14 protein-coding genes and 5 pseudogenes are annotated in these 15,525 nt (G+C 42.2%); 13 read left to right on the top strand and 6 right to left on the bottom strand.

The features are described 5' to 3' along the window. Nucleotides 1–149 precede the first annotated feature (149 nt). A pseudogene (locus JCM19033_RS00540) lies at nucleotides 150–1,495 on the bottom strand (alanine/glycine:cation symporter family protein). 275 nt (nucleotides 1,496–1,770) lie between these two features. Between JCM19033_RS00540 and JCM19033_RS24760 the strand changes: the two are divergent. Further along, nucleotides 1,771–2,145, top strand: coding sequence for a hypothetical protein (locus JCM19033_RS24760; RefSeq protein ID WP_269757890.1), 375 nt, complete (start codon nucleotides 1,771–1,773; stop codon nucleotides 2,143–2,145). Then, nucleotides 2,142–2,420: a hypothetical protein gene (locus tag JCM19033_RS24755; protein WP_269757889.1), complete on the top strand. Its 279-nt coding sequence runs from the start codon at nucleotides 2,142–2,144 to the stop codon at nucleotides 2,418–2,420. Before JCM19033_RS24760 ends, JCM19033_RS24755 begins: the two co-directional genes overlap by 4 nt. Nucleotides 2,421–2,468: 48 nt before the next feature. On the opposite strand, the pseudogene mbcS reads toward JCM19033_RS24755, so the two are convergent. Next, nucleotides 2,469–4,053 (bottom strand): annotated as a pseudogene (gene mbcS, locus JCM19033_RS00530) (acyl-CoA synthetase MbcS). A 155-nt stretch (nucleotides 4,054–4,208) separates the two neighbouring features. Here mbcS and JCM19033_RS00525 point away from each other — a divergent pair. The 9 genes and pseudogenes from JCM19033_RS00525 to JCM19033_RS00480 all read left to right on the top strand — a co-directional run bounded on the left by JCM19033_RS00525 (nucleotide 4,209) and on the right by JCM19033_RS00480 (nucleotide 10,556). Then, nucleotides 4,209–4,451: a hypothetical protein gene (locus JCM19033_RS00525; protein ID WP_157049680.1), complete on the top strand. Its 243-nt coding sequence runs from the start codon at nucleotides 4,209–4,211 to the stop codon at nucleotides 4,449–4,451. Between the two features lie 296 nt (nucleotides 4,452–4,747). Continuing rightward, entirely contained in the window at nucleotides 4,748–5,671 is a 924-nt protein-coding gene (locus JCM19033_RS00520) for an AEC family transporter (RefSeq protein ID WP_054634889.1), read from the top strand. A 116-nt stretch (nucleotides 5,672–5,787) separates the two neighbouring features. Beyond that, on the top strand, nucleotides 5,788–6,018 hold the full coding sequence (locus JCM19033_RS23985) for a hypothetical protein (RefSeq protein WP_054634888.1): 231 nt from the start codon (nucleotides 5,788–5,790) through the stop codon (nucleotides 6,016–6,018). Nucleotides 6,019–6,108: 90 nt separating this feature from the next. Next, nucleotides 6,109–6,396 carry a hypothetical protein gene (locus tag JCM19033_RS00510; protein ID WP_054634887.1) on the top strand — a complete coding sequence of 96 codons (288 nt, stop codon included), beginning with the start codon at nucleotides 6,109–6,111 and terminating at the stop codon, nucleotides 6,394–6,396. Nucleotides 6,397–6,480: 84 nt separating this feature from the next. Then, nucleotides 6,481–6,771, top strand: coding sequence for a hypothetical protein (locus JCM19033_RS00505; protein ID WP_054634886.1), 291 nt, complete (start codon nucleotides 6,481–6,483; stop codon nucleotides 6,769–6,771). A gap of 410 nt (nucleotides 6,772–7,181) precedes the next feature. After that, nucleotides 7,182–7,991 carry a pyrroline-5-carboxylate reductase gene (proC, locus tag JCM19033_RS00500; RefSeq protein WP_054634885.1) on the top strand — a complete coding sequence of 270 codons (810 nt, stop codon included), beginning with the start codon at nucleotides 7,182–7,184 and terminating at the stop codon, nucleotides 7,989–7,991. A 314-nt stretch (nucleotides 7,992–8,305) separates the two neighbouring features. Further along, nucleotides 8,306–9,327 (top strand): annotated as a pseudogene (locus tag JCM19033_RS00490) (processed acidic surface protein). 178 nt (nucleotides 9,328–9,505) lie between these two features. Next, on the top strand, nucleotides 9,506–9,853 hold the full coding sequence (locus JCM19033_RS00485) for a metal-sulfur cluster assembly factor (protein ID WP_054634882.1): 348 nt from the start codon (nucleotides 9,506–9,508) through the stop codon (nucleotides 9,851–9,853). 59 nt (nucleotides 9,854–9,912) lie between these two features. After that, nucleotides 9,913–10,556: pseudogene (locus JCM19033_RS00480) on the top strand (uracil-DNA glycosylase). A gap of 42 nt (nucleotides 10,557–10,598) precedes the next feature. On the opposite strand, the gene JCM19033_RS23005 reads toward JCM19033_RS00480, so the two are convergent. Beyond that, a complete protein-coding gene (locus tag JCM19033_RS23005; protein ID WP_157049679.1) occupies nucleotides 10,599–10,736 on the bottom strand; it encodes a hypothetical protein in 138 nt (45 codons plus the stop codon). A gap of 312 nt (nucleotides 10,737–11,048) precedes the next feature. Here JCM19033_RS23005 and JCM19033_RS00475 point away from each other — a divergent pair. After that, nucleotides 11,049–11,944: pseudogene (locus JCM19033_RS00475) on the top strand (SDR family oxidoreductase). A gap of 206 nt (nucleotides 11,945–12,150) precedes the next feature. Next, a complete protein-coding gene (locus JCM19033_RS00470; RefSeq protein WP_054634881.1) occupies nucleotides 12,151–12,609 on the top strand; it encodes a hypothetical protein in 459 nt (152 codons plus the stop codon). Between the two features lie 75 nt (nucleotides 12,610–12,684). Here JCM19033_RS00470 and JCM19033_RS00465 read toward each other — a convergent pair whose 3' ends face one another. The 3 genes from JCM19033_RS00465 to JCM19033_RS00450 all read right to left on the bottom strand — a co-directional run bounded on the left by JCM19033_RS00465 (nucleotide 12,685) and on the right by JCM19033_RS00450 (nucleotide 15,402). Continuing rightward, nucleotides 12,685–12,864 carry a hypothetical protein gene (locus tag JCM19033_RS00465; protein WP_054634880.1) on the bottom strand — a complete coding sequence of 60 codons (180 nt, stop codon included), beginning with the start codon at nucleotides 12,862–12,864 and terminating at the stop codon, nucleotides 12,685–12,687. Beyond that, complete coding sequence (locus tag JCM19033_RS24750) at nucleotides 12,848–13,399, bottom strand: superoxide dismutase family protein (RefSeq protein ID WP_054634879.1); 552 nt, start codon at nucleotides 13,397–13,399, stop codon at nucleotides 12,848–12,850. The genes JCM19033_RS00465 and JCM19033_RS24750 overlap by 17 nt, the downstream gene beginning before the upstream one ends. 737 nt (nucleotides 13,400–14,136) lie before the next feature. After that, nucleotides 14,137–15,402, bottom strand: coding sequence for a peptidase (locus tag JCM19033_RS00450; protein ID WP_054634877.1), 1,266 nt, complete (start codon nucleotides 15,400–15,402; stop codon nucleotides 14,137–14,139). Between the last annotated feature and the right edge of the window lie 123 nt (nucleotides 15,403–15,525).

Raw genomic sequence — 15,525 nt, 5'->3', positions numbered from 1 at the left:
CGGATGCTCTTTATTTGTGCTAAATACGTGCTTTAGTGAGCGAAGTTTCGTACAGACTACCGGTGTTCTGCTTAAAGGGTTTTTCTAAGCCACAACCCTCCATATAAAATAAAAACCGGATCCCTCTGTGAGGAATCCGGTTTCTGTTATCAAGCGTCGTGATAAGGCGATGCTTTTTTCTGGGCTTTCTCTTCTCTCATTTTCTTCAGGAAGTAGGTGGTTTCTGCCACAACGACACCGGAGAGACCGAGTAAGCCGATTAAGTTTGGAGCTGCCATGAGTCCATTTAATACGTCGGCAATTCCCCACACAAGGCCGAGGTCCATGATGGCCCCAAAGAATACGGCGATCACAAACATGATCCTGTAAATTGGAACGGATCCTGGCTTCTTAAAGAGATACAAAAAGCAGCGTTCCCCGTAATACGACCAGCCAAGGATCGTAGAATAGGCAAAGAACACAAGGCCGACTGCGACTATAATTCCGCCGATTGGGCCAAGGAAGAACTCAAATGTAGCGGATGTAAGAGCTGCACCTTCAAGCCCCTCTTCCATATACATACCACCCATCACAAGAGCAATCCCTGTGATGGAACAAATCACAATCGTATCAATAAATACCTGTGTCATGGAAACGAGCGCCTGGCGGCCCGGGTAATCTGTACGGGCGGCAGCAGCTGCAATTGGAGCAGAACCTAACCCGGCTTCGTTCGAGAACACACCACGGGCAACCCCGTATTGAATCACGACCCCGATTGCACCACCGGCTACAGCCTGGCCGGTAAAGGCATCTGTGAAGATAAGGCCTACTGCTGCGGGAACAAGTCCTGCGTTCATAATCATCATCACAAGTCCGGCAACAACATAAAAGAGTGCCATGACAGGAACGATAAAAGCAACAACGCGGCCGATGCTTTAATCCCGCCAAGAATAACAAGGCCGGTAAATACAGTAAGAAGAATTCCAGTAAGCCAAGGTGCTACGTTCCAATTTGATTCCAAAACATCTGCGACAGAGTTTGATTGAACCGTATTCCCAATACCAAACGCAGCCACAGCTGCAAAGAGGGCAAAGATAATGCCAAGCCAGCGAAGGCCGAGACCTTTTTCAATATAATACATTGGCCCCCCGGACATTTTGCCCTCTGGGTCTTTGACACGGTATTTTACCGCAAGAATGGCCTCCGCGTATTTTGTTGCCATCCCGAAGAGAGCCGAGAGCCACATCCAAAATACGGCGCCAGGTCCCCCGAGCACGACAGCTGTAGCGACACCGGCAATGTTACCTGTTCCCACAGTAGCTGCAAGAGCTGTCATGAGAGATTGGAAGTGGGAGATATCCCCTTCTGATGTCTTGTCCTGTTTACGGCTGAAGGCAAGCTTCAATGCATAGGGCAGGGCGGAAAATTGAAGAAATGATAGCCGGATCGTAAGAAATATCCCTGTCCCGACAAGCAGGATTAAAAGAGGCGGCCCCCAGACTAACCCGCTCAGCATGTCGATAAATTCACTGAATGTCAATGTTTGTTCCCCCTATTCTTTGTTTGTAGATAAAAAGCCCCTCACTTTTGCTTATGTATACTAAACTAGCAGAAGTGAAGGCTAAAGGAATAATATAATAGTATCATTTTTTTGAAAAAATAAACAATTATAAATTATTTTGTCACCACAAGAATTTCTTCAGATAAATAGCTCTGCCAGTAATAGACTCTTGCTTTCCACGTAAAGAGTCCATAAGATAAAATAGAGTACACTTTAAGTGGAGGGCATCAATGATTAAGAAAGCAGGAATCGCGTTACTATATATTGTTATTGGCTTTCTTATTTATTTATATGGAGAGCCGTTAATTGTATGGATAAATGAAGAAGGCCATAACTATGTTACCATAACAACCATTGCAGCAACCATGTTTTCATTGTTTCCTATTATTCCATACCCTGTCATTGGAGGAATTATCGGGGCGGCTTACGGACCGTTATTAGGAACAATCGTCATATGGATTGGATCATCAGCAGCTTCCATTATTATGTTTTTGTTTGTTCGTTACGGCTATCAAGACTGGGGATACAAGGTACTGAGAAAGTATAAGGCGCTGGAGAAGGTAACGATTTTATTTGAAAAAATGCTTTTCTCGCAATCTTTTTGACAAGGCTGGTTCCTGTAGTCCCATCGATTGCAGTTAACATATACTCAGGGCTGAGCAGAGTCAGATTTATGCCGTATGCGGTGGCTTCTTCGGCAGGAAAGGTTCCCGCCATGGTATTATTTGCTACCATTGGAACGGTAGCGGTAACGAACCCATGGGATCTTTTCTATGTTATTGCGGTTTACAGCATTTTCCTTGTCCTGTGTTATATTGTATATAAAATTTTTAAAAGCAAAGCTCGAGCTGAGATAAAGCCGGTAAGACAAGTACGATAATGCAAAAAGAGATGCCCAGAGAGGCATCTCTTTTTAAATCTATCACGTTTATGTTGCCTGCTTTTCACGAGCACGAAGCTCCACACGGCGGATTTTTCCGGAAGTGGTCTTTGGAAGCTCATGAAGAAATTCAATCTTACGGGGGTACTTGTAAGGAGCTGTAAGGTTTTTCGTATGCTCCTGAAGTTCTTTTACCAATTCTTCCCGGTTAGATACTTTTTCTTCATCTTTAAGCACAATAAAGGCTTTGACGACATTTCCCCTGACTTCATCAGGACTGGCAACCACTGCGCACTCCTTGACTGCATCATGCTTTGTTAGTGCATCCTCGACTTCAAAAGGCCCGATTGTATAGCCGGAGCTGATGATGATGTCATCGCTGCGTCCTTCAAACCAGAAGTAGCCGTCTTCATCTTTTGACGCCTGATCACCGGTTAAATACCAGTCACCAAGAAAGGCAGCGGAAGTTCTTTCTGGATCTTTGTAGTATTTCTTAAATAAAGCCGGGCAGTCTTTATGAACGGCAATGTCACCAACTTCACCGACCGCAACAGGTTCACCCTGCTCATTGATGATTTCTACATGATTGCCTGGGGTCGGTTTTCCCATGGAGCCTGGTTTAATCTCCATTCCAAGAAGGGTGCCGACAAGAAGAGTATTTTCCGTTTGGCCGTAGCATCGCGGACATCAACTCCAAAAGCATTCTTAAACGCTTCGATCACCGGGCGGTTTAAAGGTTCGCCGGCAGAAACGGTACTGCGAAGATGAGGGGCTTATAGGAAGCAAGTGTATCTACCTTAGACATGAGCCTGTATTCAGTAGGTGTGCAGCAAAGAACTTGAATGTTTTCTTTTTCTAATAGCTGCAAGTAAATATAAGGATCGAATTTCCCGTTATACACAAAGGCCGTAGCACCTAATGTAATCGTGGATAAGAAAGGACTCCAAATCCATTTTTGCCAGCCGGGAGCAGCAGTCGCCCAAACGATGTCATTCTCTCTGACGTCCAGCCATTTCTTTGCTGCGGTGCGGACATGAGCATACGCCCACCCATGACTGTGGACAACCCCCTTAGGATTTCCTGTTGTGCCGGAGGTATAAGATAAAAATGCCATGTCATCTTTAGAGGTTTGAGCGCCAGAGAAGGCAGCCGGCTGCAAATCAGCTAAAGACTCCAGGTTTTCCCATCCGCTATGCGAGCCGCCGATTGTCAGTTTGTACTGAAGGGACGGAGTCGGATCAGAGATGTTTTCAACTTCACCGACAGCGGTGTGAAAAGATATAACTGCGGTGGCGCTGGAATGATTAATTCGGTATGATAAATCCTTCGCTCTAAGCATTTCCGAACATGGAATGGCTACAATGCCTGCTTTTAAGCAAGCTAAATAGGTAATATAAGCTTCAGGTGAGCGGGGAAGAATGATCATTACCCGGTCTCCTTGTTCAATGCCTACTGTTTTCAAAGCGTTGGCATATTGATTCATTTTTTCAATAAGTAAGGAATAAGAGACTTCCCGGCGTTCTCCTGACTCATCGAGCCATCGGATAGCCGTGCGGGTCGAATCATTTGAAAACGCTTCCAATTCATTCGTTACATTATACTTAGCAGGTGCAATTAGTGATTCAGTACTCAAAGGATCCCCTCCTGAAAATCTATTATCATCCTATTATACTAAATTGAAGTTGAATTTTGAATATTTTTATTATTGCAGGAGAAGATTTTTTTATAAAGCAGGACATTTGTGTGAAAAAAGATAATAGATATGAAGATAAGGAAGGAGAGGATGGAATGGAGAAAATAAATATTTTCGAAAAAGCAGGAGAAATACTTAATGAGGGTATGAAAAAGCAGCTTGTATACGGCGAGCCGGTCAGACATGGGGATAAAACAGTGATCCCGGTTTCAAAAAAATCTTGTCCTTTGGAGGCGGAGGGGGATCAGGTACAGAAAAAGAATCCTCTCAAGAGGGAGAAGGGGGAGGAGGAGGCGGAGCGGTCAGGGAAAAGCCAATTGCGTCTACGAGGTAACTGATGAAGAGACGATCTTTATCCCTGCTTTTGACCTTAACCGCTTCCTCTTAACGGGTATCGGCTGCCTGGCCGGAGCATTAGTCATAAGCCAGCTGTCTGGAAAAACTGGTTTATTCAGTTGTAAAAGTAAAGAGGAGAACTAACCTGTGCCTTCTGGCGCAGGTTTTTTCTTTTCAGAAGTAAGAAGAACTAAAGAGAGGAGGAGAGCAAACGAGCGAGCTTTTCCTCTTGTTAAAAGGGAGTGTGCTATACTTCTGGTAGAAATATTACAGTGGTAAGAGAAAAGTTGGTGACGCGATGGACGTTTTGTTGTTAATTATTTCAGAAATTATTGCACCTGTGTTTGTTCTTATCTTTGTTGGGGTCCTCCTGCAACGAAAATTTCAAATGGATTTGTCTACATTATCAAAAGTAAACTTTTATTATTTGATTCCGGCGGTTATTTTTCTGCGAATCTATGAAAGCAGTCTCTCTTTTGAATTGATAGGAAACGTGCTTCTTTTTTCTTTTCATTCAGGCAGCAGGGTTATGCTGATAAGCTATGCCGGCAGTAAAATTTTCGGATACCAGCGGGATTACAGGGTAACCTTGCAAAATAGTATACTTTTAAATAATCAAGGCAATTTTGGTCTTCCTGTGAATGCGCTCGTGTTTCGGAATGATCCATTTGCGGCTTCGATTCAAATTATCATAATGACGTTTCAAAATATTTTAACCTTTACATATGGCGTGTTTTCTATGGGAGCCTCGCAGCAGGGAGCGAAGAAAGCAGCAGCCAGCTTTGTGAAAATGCCGGTTCTTCATGCGCTTCTGTTAGGACTGTTGTTCAGCTGGGCCGGCATTACCCTCCCTGCAGCCATTGCTATTCCTTTAGATTCAGCAGCAGCTGGTTTTCTGGCAGTGGCTTTAATGTCTTTGGGCGCTCAGGTAGCATACTTAAAGCTTAATAAGAACCTTGGAATTGTAGCCTTTAGCAGTTTTTTACGACTGCTTTTTTCCCCAATGCTTGCCCTTGCTGTGATATGGTTATTGGATCTTTCGGGAATGATGGCCCAGGCACTTTTGATTTCAAGTGCTTTTCCTACGTCAAGAAACAGCGCGGCCATTGCCCTTGAATATGACAACAATCCTGACCTTGCGGCTCAAATGGTACTGGTTTCTACTATTTTAAGCAGCATAACTGTAACGGCAGTCGTGTATATTGCCTTTATACTTTTTTAATAGAAGAAAGGGAGAACTTACATGGCAAGAATGACGAGAACAAAGAAATTAGAGGAAAAGAAAAAGGTAGATACAAAAGAGCGAATTGCACAATTAAGTGTATATTCTTTTTTCTCATGATTGCTCTTTTAATCAGTCTTATTCTATCTTTTTTCTTTCACTTTGAAAGAATAGAAGCTGCCCTGGTTTATTTATTTCTTTTAAACTTGGTGCTTACTTTCGGGTTAACTACGGCTTCGGCAGTGCTGAAACGATACATAAGCCGCCTTCAATTATGGATTTTGATTACTTCCGCTGGCCTGTTAGCTATTTGTTCCTATGTTATCTACATTTTCCGCTTTGCCTAGGACTTGTTTAATACATACTTTGGGTGGGAATAGAAATGTTTGAATAGGAAGTTATCATACACCAGCTTCTAATATGGAGGTTTTTTCTATATGAAAAAGAAATTTGTTTACTCAGCAGCTTCGGCTCTCGTAGCAGCTGGGATTCTAACAGGCTGCGGGGAGGAAGATGAAGCTCCCGAGGAGCCGATTGATGAAGAGCCGGTTGAGGATTATGAAGAAGAGGATCCACCTGCTGATAGTGAAGAAATTATAGATGAAGAAGAACAGGAAGAGAGAGAAGAAGGGGATCAGGATCCAGCAATTGAGGATGAAGAGCTGGAGGAGTCTGAGGAAGAAAGAGATGAAGTAGAAGAGACTCAAGAAGATGATGAAGAATAATCTCTTCTTCCCAGTTTTATCTTTTCTTCCCCGGGGAATGGCGTTATTAAAAGAGTAAGAGCTTTAATGAAGGAGGACGTCAAAATGAAAATTGATCAAGTATTTAATGAGCATAATGACGAGCTTCATATAACTTCAGGAGAGTTAATCGTTGAAGATGAAACTTCCGGATCATGGGAAGCAAAGCTTTATGGCGTGGAGAACCAGCGCTTTTTTACAGATGCAATGAAGGATGACACCAAGGAAAGACTCACATTTGAAACAGACCGGGGAACGTTAAATGGAATCATTTCTGTGGAGGCTCTTGATTCCACTGTGGAAGAAAGTGTGATTACGCTAAAAGGTGTAGGTCATTTAAACGGTTTACGCAATTAGAAAAGTAGGGAAGAGCTGTTGAGTAAAATCTCAACAGCTTTTTTCTATGGGAGCAGAAGTAGAGATAAGCGGAAGGGAGGAAGCGGGTGAGAGTGCGAGGAGTGTTGAAATTTGTCGTTTGACCCAATTAGTGTTGGTTTTGACCCAATTATTTGAAAATAGACCCAATTAACCCGCAAAACGACCCAATTATTGCGTAAAACGACCCAATTAATCTGCAAACCGTTCGATTTATACACAAAGCGTTTAATATCCGCTGATTACATAAAGCCATCCCAGGAAGCACAGAAGAAAAATAATATTCTAGCAGCCTTTCGTTGGAAAACGTCAATAGTTTGTTCCCTCAAAAGCTGATACGGTAAAATAGAAAGAGATCACCTTGGAGCCATATAAGAAAGGGGCAGCGGTATATGAAGAAAAATAACATTTTATTTATTGGAGCAGGAAGAATGGCGGAAGCGATCTACGCCGGCTTGCTTCGCCAAAGCCACCCTGATATCGGAAGAATTATCGTTTCAAATAAATCCGATGAGGAACGTTTACATAATCAAGCGAAGCAGTACGGGGTAAAGCAAACAACCAAGTGGAAGGAGGAAACTGGCCAGGTTGAAGTCATCGTACTGGCAGCTCCCCCTGGAGTTCATGATGAGTTACTTAAGGAGCTGGCAGAAGTTGTAGATGGGCAGCTTGTTATTACAGTTGCAGCAGGCATCGATCCAGATTATATGGAGAAGCGTCTTCCAGAAGGCACCCCTGTGGCATGGATTATGCCTAACACAGCTGCGCAAGTTCAACAGTCGATGTCCACCTATGTATGCGGGCAGTATGTGAACAGTGAGCATAGACATGTATTAGAAGTGATATTGCACGCGATCGGGGAGTATGAAGAATTAAGTGCCCAGCAGGTTCATGATTTAACGGCAGTGACAGGAAGCGCTCCTGCTTTCATGTATTTATTTTGCGAAGCTTTGGAAACGGCAGCAATGGAATACGGAGTGACAAGAGAGCAGGCCAGGAAGCTGGTCGTTCAGATGGCAGCCGGGTCAGCCGCCATGCTTCAGGAAGGCCATAATCCCGCTGATCTTAGAGGACAGGTGACGTCACCGGGAGGAGCGACAGCTGCCGGGATAGAAACATTAAAAGAAGCCGGGTTTGAAGAATTGATTAAGAACGCCGTGCAAGCGACAAACCAACGGGCCAAAGACCAGGCTGAAGACTGAAAAAAAGATCTTTTCAGAGCCGTTCCTTCATAGAGGGAGCGGCTTTTTCAGTTATTCATAGATAAACGGAATGAAATCCGCTGAAGGTCGGTTTCCTTGAATGGTTCAAAGAATAACAAAATACAAGAATACTTGTATAAAAAAGAATATAAGAGAACTCTAGCGTTTTAAAATAGTGATTAAGTTATTTGCAGAATAAAGAAAAAATATGTGGTAATTCAGGAAAATACTAATTATACTAATCTTGATCACAATTGATTCTTTGATCCTACAACTACATATGGCAGGAGGAGTAAACCGTGAGTCGTTTACTGATGAAATGTTTGGCTGTTGTTGTGCTGCTGGCGTTGGTCCCGGTACATACATATGCTGCATCCGAGCAGGAGGAGCTTGATTTGTACCTGCAGGAGATTGACTGGACTCAGAAAGAGTTAGAGGAGTACCTGGAGACTGAATATGGGACAGAGCTCTCTGATTTTGAGGATGCAGAGGAGTTAAGAATATTTTAGGAGACTTACTAACAGACGAATCGTTACATGAGCTGTTAACAGATTACGAGATGACAATAGAGGAGCTTGAGCAGCTGCTTAAAGCAGACGACAAGACATTAGCAGATTTCAAGTTTACTGATGATTTAGATTTTTTCCTGTTTGACCACATGCTTGCTGAGCTTGATTTTGAAGAAGCTGAAATGCTCTATGATGATTATTTTGCAGAATTTGGTCTGGATGAAGATGAATTCTGGGTACTGTATGAACACTTTTATCAAGTATTGTTTACTGAAAACGGAGACTTGAATGAAGGAGTCCTGGAAAGATTAGAAGCACTGCTTGAAAGGCTGGAAAGCTTCCCTTACTTTGAAAGCGCTGATGATTTAACGGCAGAAAATATTGCCGAACTCTTATCCATCTGCCAGGAGCTGTTAAGCATTTTCCAGCTTGAAGCCGACTTTTATCTGACCAAGGAAGAAGAAAAGCTTTCTCTTACGCTTGGTGATCTCCTTTCTCTTGAAACGACGAATGGATATGATCTGTTAATAGAGTTATACAACGCAGAAGGAGACTTTCTTGCCGACATCATTTTATCAGCTGAATTATTTGCTTACGACTCTATTGATCAAGTGACTGGAGAGTTTAATGAAATAAAGACTATCGTTGAGGTTTCGGCTGATGCAGGGGGAGATAGAGAAAGTGTAAGCGGACCGGCTGAGCGGACGGAAACAGGAGGGCGACTTCCTGAAACAGCTTCCTCTTATCCATTACAGGTTCTCATTGGATTAGCTGCGGCAGTGCTTGGAGGATTGTTCTACGTAAGAGTAAGAAAGACAGCAGCATGAAACAAAATGTAAATAAGAAGGAGATGAGGAGCAGAACGCCCCTCATCTTTCTTTTTCTGTACCGTCAGACACAGTACAAGTGAGGTTTAAATAAAATAAAAAAAGGTTAAAACAAGTGAAGAAGGTTCTACATTCATGGAAAATAGAGCCCGTACTCATAGATGTGGGGAGGGATAAAATGTCTGAGGAAAAACAAGAAATGATTGACCGGGTGTATGGGGAGCTGGAAAATGTTGAAGACCCTGAGCTTGGAGTAGACATTGTGAATCTTGGATTGATTTATGGCGTGGATATTGATGACAGCAAGAACGTCAAAGTGGAAATGACACTGACATCCATGGGCTGTCCTCTTGCTGGAACGATTGTCAATGATATTCAAAATGCCTTATCGGATTTAAAAGAATTTGGAGAAATAAATGAAGTAGATGTAAATATTGTATGGGATCCACCATGGGATAAAAGTAAAATGTCAAGGTACGCCAAGATCGCATTAGGCGTACACGAAGGTCCTGAAGATCGAGCATAGAGCGAAGGGTCATCATTTGTTATGATGGCCTTTTTCGTTTCTGCCAAAAGGAGGAAACCATGGACATTCCGCAAGCTTTAATTGATACGTGTAAAAAAAGAATGGAGCCTTATCCTGCTGAGGGCTTTCTCATCGGCGGAGGGAATCCTTATGCTGATGTCCTGTTTGTTGGAGAAGCGCCTGGAGAGCATGAGCTAATATCTAAGCAGCCATTTACCGGCAGGGCGGGAAAGGAACTGGATAAATTTCTTGAAAGTGCAGGGATATCACGGGAGGATGTATACATTACAAGTGCTGTAAGAAGCCGCCCGTATAAAATAGTCAGAAAACAAAAAGGAGAAGAAGTGGTTATCAAAAGGCCGAACCGAAAACCGACAAAAAAAGAAATCATTGCCCACGCGCCTATTCTTGATTACCAGATTGAGAAAATAGATCCGACGATCATTGTTACATTGGGAGGTGTGGCCTATGAAAGACTGACAGGAAAAAAGGACAAAATGACAGAGATTCATGGGGAGGCGCAAAAGACAAAAATACTCAAGCTGAAAAATACAACTGACAATACCCTGGTTTATGGAATGAAAGAATATATTCTTTTTCCTTTTTTCATCCGGCCTCTGTTTTTTATAACAGGAAGCTTGAAGAAATGATCTACGAAGATGCAAAAGCACTTGCAGCCTTAATTCAACATGAGACCTCTTAAAAAACACTCATCTGAGAGTACAGATGAGTGTTTTGTCGTTGCTTATAATTGGGTTTGGTAATATGTTTCTTCCTCAGGTTGATCAACATTATCGTCATCAAGAGAATCTGCAAAGAAAACAGGGACAGACACTACTAAAGTAAGAAAGGAAAATAATATCGTTGCAGCAAGCTTTTTCATATGTACCACCTTGTCATTTAATCTCGTGAAAATTTTAACAAATATGCCTTTTATTTTGAAGACGTATATACAAATTTACCTACATAAATTATGAGTCATTAGTAGTGAAGGGCTTTTGTTACAGACCTTATTATGGATAAAAGTTTGAATGTAAATCAAAGTGAGGAAAAGCTGTCAGCTTCTTTCTATCCTGGGCAGGGTAAGGGAGAGAAAAAGGTGGAAAAAAGTTTAATGAAAATGATTATCGGATAAACACTAGTATTGCCTATTTCTGTTTAGGCAAATTTAAAAAAGAAGAAGGAGTGTTAATCAATGAGTGAAGGCTATAACCTTTTTAAAGGCCGGCAGTCTGAGGGAACTCCTCCACAGGAACAGGACAAACAGCCTGGCTATGAATACAAAATGAATCCAGAACCAATATATGACGATCCAGCTTATAAGGGCAGCGGCAAGCTGAAAGATAAAGTTGCTTTGATTACTGGAGGCGACAGCGGGATTGCAGATCAGTTGCCATCTATTATGCAAAAGAAGGAGCCAATGTCAGCGTTGTTTACTTAGATGAACACGAAGATGCTGAGAAAACGAAAGAATTAGTGGAAGAAAAGGGAGGAAAATGCCTTCTTATCCCAGGGGATGTAGGGGAGGAAGCATTTTGCAAAGAAGCTGTTGAGAAGACAATAGAGGAATTCGGTCAATTAGATATTCTGGTTAATAATGCAGCCGAGCAACATTACCAGGAAGATATTAGAGATATTTCTTCAGAGCAGCTTCACCGGACTTTTCAAACCAATATTTATGGTTCGTTTTACTTCATCCAGGCCGCTTTGCCACACTTAAAAGAAGGCAGCTCAATTATTAATACGGTATCTATCGTGGCCTATCAAGGAATGCCGGTGTTAATGGACTACTCTGCAACGAAGGGCGCCCTTGTGGCCCTGACACGATCTTTATCACAAAACCTGGTTGACAAAGGAATCAGGGTAAATGGGGTGGCGCCAGGCCCAATCTGGACACCTCTCATTCCAAGTTCCTTTCCAGAAGATGTGGTAAAAGACTTTGGGATTGGCGATCCGGCACCTACACCGATGCAGCGGCCAGGACAGCCAGCAGAGCTTGCTCCAAGTTATGTATATTTAGCCTCAGATGATTCAACCTATGTGACAGGACAGACGATTCATGTGAATGGAGGAGCTGTAGTCAACGGATAAGAGAGTATGAAAAAGCATCTGCCCACTGGCAGGTGCTTTTTTTATTAGCTGTGGAAAAGTCTGGAGCCAGAAAAATTGAGGAATTATGTAAAATGATAAATTAAAGCGTAAATACGATTAATTTGTCCAAAACGAGGAAAAAGAAATAATGCTGTATTATAGGTAAGGGTAAGGAGGATCGGACAAATGTTTACACTGGAAGACATGTGGGTTTTCTTTCTCTCGCTCCTGGTTATATTGCCGTTTATCACAATGGTTCATCAACTGGGTCACGCATTTTTTATATGGGTTTTTGGGGGAAATCTACTTTTACAATAGGAACAGGAAAAAAATTATTTAATATTGGTCCGATGGAATTTAGAAGAATATATTTCTGGCACTCTTTTTGCCAGATCGAGAAGCTGAAGTGGGATACAAAAACAGCTCACGTTCTTATCCTTTTAGGAGGAACGATATTTAATATACTGTCTGTTTTCGTGGTCAATAGTATGATTGTGGCAGGTATACTGCCTGAACACATCATTTTCTATAACTTTGTGTACTTTACGATTTATTTTGTGTTCTTTTCTTTGTTCCCTGCTCGTTTTTCAGAAGATCACCCAAGTGATTTGATGGCTATCTATGATTTATTTAAATATGGCAAAGGAAAAGATCCGATAGATTAAACAGAAAAAGGATGACCGCTCCGGTCATCCTTTTTTATATCTGCTATTCTTCTACAGCCTCTACTACACCACAGGCTAAGCGGTCACCAGCATCACCGGTTGCAAGAGTGTCTTCATCAGGACCGGTTCATCTGCATCTTCAGACTGGTAACGGTCAGGGATGTGAGCAAAGTTGTCTGGATCTTCATGAAGCATAACTGCTATTTCGTCTTCAGCTGCCTGCTCAGAAGTAAACGTATCAACTTTTGTCAGCAAGTACCAGTTCCATCTTCATTGATATAAACGGAGGAAGATCACCTGCGTGGGAGCCATGATCCTCATCATCAGGATTCCAGTGACCGCCGGCAGATGTAAACGGCTCTCCATCATCGTCTACTTCACAAACGCCTTCTTCATGAAGATGAAACCCGTGATAGCCTGGCTCTACTTCCAGATCAACAAAGTTGGCTTCCACAAGGACGTTGTCCTCAGCTGTCGTGTAAAATTGTACAGTGCCAACCTCTTCGTTCGGTGTATTCATGACAGCCTGGGCTTCCACTTCATCACCTGTTTCATCATAATAACCAATAATAGAAGCCTGTGCCTCACCGTTTTGTTCTTCAGTGTCTGGTTCAGCTTCTGGTTCTGCTTCCCCGCCAGGAATTTCAGCCTCATCCATTTCGTCTACGTCTTCATCATAATCAGACGGCTGCTGCATATCTTCAGTACCTGGACTGTCCTGAGTCTGGCAGCCAGCTGCGACTATGGCAGCTAACGCAATAGGAAGTGATTTAAGCAAGTATGGTTTCATGAAAATTCTCCTTTCTATGTTTTCTAGAAGAGTTCTGTCACTCTTTTTTATGGTCAGTACCATATTTCCCTAACAATTATTCTAGTAAACAAGTTATATGAGTTGAAATACGAAAACCAACAGGATAGTCCCTGTTGGCATCAAGAATTAAGTAAATAGAGTGTTATTCTAGATCCATATCTTCTTCAGTTATTTCTTCTTCCTCTTTTGCTTCTTCCAGCATTTTATTAATGTTTTCAATATACTCGTGTAAACTCATGTTTTTTTCCTCCTTGAATATCTTTTGTATTTTGTCAGTTTTTAATTTATTATTTTGTGTTTGTTACTAGAATTATTGCCAGGTTTATAGATTTCAAAACATTATCTCAAGAAAATAAGACCAAAGTATCATTGCAATTCCAGGGGAGAAAATTACTAGTTTAAAATAGAATTTTAAAAATAGTGTCTGCCTTCACTATGCCGTTATAAATATGGCACTCAGCATTTAGATAGAAACAAATAATGATCTGTTTTAAAAGGATCTTTCAGCTAAAAAACACCTCATTCTACCCTGAAGTCCCAGGTGCAACACTTCTCTCTTTCATGGTCTATGGTGCAGGAAGCTCTTACGTTTTGAAGGGTGACCACTGAGGGATTTTCAGTTCCTCTTACTTTTGGGTCCACATCAATAAAATAAGCTGCTTCATAATAGAAGCAGCTTTTATCCAGCGATGTTCTCCTCGCAGTGAGCAAGGTAATTAATCTTCCTTCTCGCACCACTCAATTATAGAGTGGAAGAAAATCTCTGCAATTTCAAAAATGTTATCTAATTCAATGCATTCATTTGGAAAGTGAGCCATTTTTGTTGTTCCAGGTCCAAAAACGATGGCAGGGGTATCAGCGTACTGGGTAAGCATTCCACCATCAGTACCCCAGTTAGAAGCCTGGATCACAGGTTCTTCATGTTGGGAAGATTCATATTGGTCCTGCAGGATACCAAGAAGAGGATGAGAAAGATCGACAGAGCCAGGTATCCAGTTTGCGCCGAACCATTCGACATCTACCGGATGCTGTTTAAAAAAGTCATCGTACTGCTGGAGACGGTGAAGAGACTGCTCGAGCTCCGCTTTTGCTTCTTCAATTGTCTCATCAGGACCGATGCCATACCTTCCTTCCATTACTACCTTAGATGGAACTGAAGAAGGCCAGCTTCCGCCTTGAATGGTACCAACATTAATAGGAATAGGAATAGTCATGTTCTTAAATAGAGGATCCTGGAGCCGGATATTCCGCTGGTTTTCTAGTGCCATCAATGTGTCATACACTTTCCAGGATTTCTCAAGAGCACTGATCCCCTCAAATCGTGTTCCCGCATGGGCAGAGATCCCACGTACAGTTACCCGGAACCACATGGATCCTTGTTGCTTTGGAATGATTTTCATTTGGGTGGGTTCAGGAATAAGGGCTGCGTCTGCTTTGTACCCTCTTTTTATCGCTGCAAGGGTGCCGGCTCCGCCACTTTCTTCTTCTATCACACTTTGAAAGATAAGATCTCCTTTTAATGTAATGTCCATTTCTACTATGGCTTCCAAAGCAATGAGAAGAGCGAGGTTTCCGCCTTTCATATCAGTCGTTCCCCGTCCAAACATTTTTCCGTCCTTAACGGCACCGGAAAATGGGTCATCCTCCCATTGTTCCAGGTCTCCTTCAGGTACGACATCGATATGGCCATTTAAAATGAGAGAGTGTCCTCCGCCGCTTCCCTTTAAGGTTCCTACCACATTTGGGCTGTCTTTAAAGTCTTTGCGGGGACTTGTGAAAGCCGGGTGATCTTCAAGTTCTCTTCTGTCCGGCTCCCAAAAGTCTACGTCCAGACCAGAATTTTCAAGGCGCTCAGCGATCTTTTTTTGTAAATCATACTCCTGGCCTGATCTTGTCGGGTGCTGAACCCACTCACGCAGAAGATCAATGTAATGATCCCGGTTGTTCGAAATATATTGTTTAATCTTTTCCTCCGTGCTCATATACAACCTCCTTCAAAAAAAGTGAATTAGTCATGGAGAGTTAATATTTCGCGTTACTTACCAATTTCCTTAATAATGGTATTCAAAACATACGCTTTATAAGGAACAAAGGGGAAAAAAATA

The organism is Thalassobacillus sp. C254, assembly GCF_001310615.1.
This window is presented reverse-complemented; position numbering and strand designations above follow the sequence as displayed.

Excerpts from the sequence above, each read along its gene's own strand:
- proC (WP_054634885.1), top strand. The coding sequence starts at position 7,182 with ATGAAGAAAAATAACATTTTATTTATTGGAGCAGGAAGAATGGCGGAA.
- JCM19033_RS23985 (WP_054634888.1), top strand. The coding sequence starts at position 5,788 with ATGATTGCTCTTTTAATCAGTCTTATTCTATCTTTTTTCTTTCACTTT.
- JCM19033_RS24760 (WP_269757890.1), top strand. The coding sequence starts at position 1,771 with ATGATTAAGAAAGCAGGAATCGCGTTACTATATATTGTTATTGGCTTT.
- JCM19033_RS00525 (WP_157049680.1), top strand. The coding sequence starts at position 4,209 with ATGGAGAAAATAAATATTTTCGAAAAAGCAGGAGAAATACTTAATGAG.
- JCM19033_RS23005 (WP_157049679.1), bottom strand. The coding sequence starts at position 10,736 with ATGAAAAAGCTTGCTGCAACGATATTATTTTCCTTTCTTACTTTAGTA.
- JCM19033_RS00485 (WP_054634882.1), top strand. The coding sequence starts at position 9,506 with ATGTCTGAGGAAAAACAAGAAATGATTGACCGGGTGTATGGGGAGCTG.
- JCM19033_RS00520 (WP_054634889.1), top strand. The coding sequence starts at position 4,748 with ATGGACGTTTTGTTGTTAATTATTTCAGAAATTATTGCACCTGTGTTT.
- JCM19033_RS24750 (WP_054634879.1), bottom strand. The coding sequence starts at position 13,399 with ATGAAACCATACTTGCTTAAATCACTTCCTATTGCGTTAGCTGCCATA.
- JCM19033_RS00505 (WP_054634886.1), top strand. The coding sequence starts at position 6,481 with ATGAAAATTGATCAAGTATTTAATGAGCATAATGACGAGCTTCATATA.
- JCM19033_RS00450 (WP_054634877.1), bottom strand. The coding sequence starts at position 15,402 with ATGAGCACGGAGGAAAAGATTAAACAATATATTTCGAACAACCGGGAT.
- JCM19033_RS00510 (WP_054634887.1), top strand. The coding sequence starts at position 6,109 with ATGAAAAAGAAATTTGTTTACTCAGCAGCTTCGGCTCTCGTAGCAGCT.